This window comes from Paenibacillus sp. VT-400, from assembly GCF_001029205.1.
GTDB classification, from domain to species: domain Bacteria; phylum Bacillota; class Bacilli; order Paenibacillales; family Paenibacillaceae; genus Paenibacillus; species Paenibacillus amylolyticus.
The window spans coordinates 1-697 of record NZ_LELF01000010.1; the positions used below are offsets into that span (position 1 = coordinate 1).

Sequence of the window (697 nt, forward strand, 5' to 3'; positions counted from 1 at the left end):
TCCCCGCATTTTTCAACATGCGTGGGTTCGGGCCTCCAGTGCGTGTTACCGCACCTTCACCCTGGACAGGGGTAGATCACCCGGTTTCGGGTCTACGTCCACGTACTCAGCGTTCGCTCGCCGCTACTGACGGAATCACTATTGTTTTCTCTTCCTCAGGGTACTTAGATGTTTCAGTTCCCCTGGTATGCCTCTACACAACCTATGTATTCAGTTATGAGTAACTGGAAATTACCCCAGCTGGGTTTCCCCATTCGGACACCCCCGGATCAAAGCTTGCTTACAGCTCCCCGAGGCAGTTCCGTGCATTAGTACGAGCCAGCTTATAGGCAGTGCTTGGCCCCATCAGTGATTCATCGGCCATAATGGCAATATCAAAGCGACGGGTCAGACGTTGCATGGCATCAATATTGTCAATAGCACAAGGCTGTTCAATCAGGTCAACGCCACCTTCCTGTAGTAGAGTAATGCCCTTAATCGCATCTAGCTCTGACCAGGCACGGTTTACATCTACACGAATAGAAACGTCATTGCCTAAGGCTTTTTTAATTGCCAGAACATGTTCAACATCTGCTTCTACTGGACGTGAACCGATTTTTAGCTTGAAGAAGTTATGGCGTTTTGCAGCCAGCATCTTTTGTGCTTCAGCAATGTCTTTTTCAGTATCACCAGAAGCCAGTACCCAGAGGACCGGTAC

At 49.2% G+C, this 697-nt stretch carries 1 rRNA gene and 1 pseudogene; both read right to left on the reverse strand.

Features of this window, described 5'->3' with window-relative positions:
- Nucleotides 1–376: ribosomal RNA gene (locus EL84_RS00045) — 23S ribosomal RNA — on the reverse strand; the annotation flags it as partial.
- Nucleotides 362–634: pseudogene (locus EL84_RS32890) on the reverse strand (enolase C-terminal domain-like protein); the annotation flags it as partial. The gene EL84_RS00045 and the pseudogene EL84_RS32890, both read right to left, overlap by 15 nt.
- Between the last annotated feature and the right edge of the window lie 63 nt (nucleotides 635–697).